Raw genomic sequence first — 803 nt, forward strand, 5'->3', positions numbered from 1 at the left:
GCAACCTGTAAACTTGTGCTGGTTACGCGCAATGTGAATGACTTTACAATTTATGATGAACTGCTAGTGCAGAACTGGTTTGTGGCTTAGAGATGGTTGAGGCGACAGATTCTCTGACACCGGGGGCGGATTACCTGCTTGTTGAAATCCGCGCACTCATCGAAGATGCGCGCCGGCAGGTTGCACGTGCTGCCAATGGTGCCCTGACACTGACCTACTGGCGCATCGGCAAACGACTGTTGGCCGAAAACCTGACGGATGGCCGCGCCGAATACGGACAGCGGATCCTTGTATCGCTGGCGCAAGAATTGGAACGGGAGTTTGGCAAGGGGTTCAGCTATTCCGCCCTGACCCGCATGGCCCGGTTTGCCGAGCAATTCCCTGATGAGCGAATTCTTGTATCACTGATACAAGAATTGACTTGGACTCACTTTCTGGCGTTACTGCCACTGAAGGATGCCCTGACTCGCGAGTTCTACGCCGAAATGTGCCGGGTGGAACGTTGGAGTGTCCGTGCCCTGCGGCAGAAAATCGACGGCATGCTGTTCGAGCGCACAGCGCTGTCTAAGAACAGCGAAGAGGTGATTCGGCAGGAGCTTGCCACCTTGCGGGATGGGCGCATGACGCCCGATCTGGTGTTCCGCGATCCCTACCTGCTCGACTTTCTGGGCCTCGCCGGTGCTTACAGCGAGAAAGACCTGGAGTTGGCCATCCTGCGCGAAATGGAATCGGTGCTGCTGGAACTGGGCAGCGGCTTCTGCTTCGTCGCCCGACAAAAGCGCATGAGCGTCGGCAAAGACGAT

The 803-nt window shown here is 56.5% G+C and carries 1 protein-coding gene; it reads left to right on the top strand.

Going from position 1 to position 803, the window contains the following annotated elements:
• Positions 1-92: 92 nt before the first annotated feature.
• Positions 93-803: PDDEXK nuclease domain-containing protein (locus tag IV91_RS0114695; RefSeq protein WP_035418853.1), on the top strand; the 711-nt coding region annotated here is incomplete at its 3' end.

This window comes from Ferrovum myxofaciens, from assembly GCF_000735045.1.
In the GTDB taxonomy this organism is placed as follows: Bacteria; Pseudomonadota; Gammaproteobacteria; order Burkholderiales; family Ferrovaceae; genus Ferrovum; species Ferrovum myxofaciens.